The 772-nt window shown below is 41.6% G+C and carries 1 pseudogene; it reads left to right on the top strand.

Annotated features, from left to right (window positions below):
* Nucleotides 1-152: 152 nt before the first annotated feature.
* Nucleotides 153-530: pseudogene (locus B5F25_RS20940) on the top strand (GNAT family protein); the annotation flags it as partial.
* Nucleotides 531-772: the final 242 nt, after the last annotated feature.

The raw sequence follows: 772 nt of genomic DNA, 5'->3' as shown, positions 1-772 counted from the left end.
ATATACTGCATTCGCGGTTGAATATATACTGCATCCGCCTACGAATATATACTGCATCGGCAAACGCAGTACTACTGCATTTTCAACTCAGTCGAATTGGCTAATTGCGGACATTCATTAAATAAAATCATGCTGGTACTCAACGAGCCGCATTCATACGATACATCAAGGTCCAAGAGGTACAAAATAATTATTGCATTGAAATAAATGCGGAAGCTGCCGGAAACATCAGTTTCGACAGAGGCACAGACGTGGAACGCTTTAATGCGGAAATAGGTTATTGGATTGCCGAACCCTATTGGAATAAAGGGATTATGACGCAGGCTTTGCGTCAAGCTGTCAGCGATTATTTCAGCCAAACCGATGTCGTGCGGATTTTTGCTAAGGTCTATGCCGGCAATTTTGCCTCCATGCGGGCATTGGAAAAGGCAGGTTTCCGAAAAACAGGTATTCAGCATAAAGCTTGCTTCAAAAATGGACAGTTCCTGGATTGCCATTGTTTCGAGTTGTTGAAAGAATACGCATTATAGGCATTCATCCGTCAGGATCGGCATTGCCGACAGGTTTTCCGGATATAATTTGCCAAGACGAAAGAAAAAGGCTATATTTTCAACGTAAAATTTTCGTATCCTCTTTAGAAGCTGTTTTGAATTGGCAGAGTCAACCAGCGAGTGCAACATTACGAAATATTTTTGAAAAAGACCTCAGCCGGAGTCAAGAAATTGAGTTTTTCTCTCGGTCTGGCATTAATTTTCTTCCTGATCTTGGTTAT

The organism is Bacteroides sp. An19 (assembly GCF_002160215.1).
GTDB lineage: Bacteria > Bacteroidota > Bacteroidia > Bacteroidales > Bacteroidaceae > Phocaeicola > Phocaeicola intestinalis.
The sequence above is the reverse complement of the archived record's forward strand: the minus strand, read 5'-3'. Positions and strand labels throughout refer to the sequence as shown.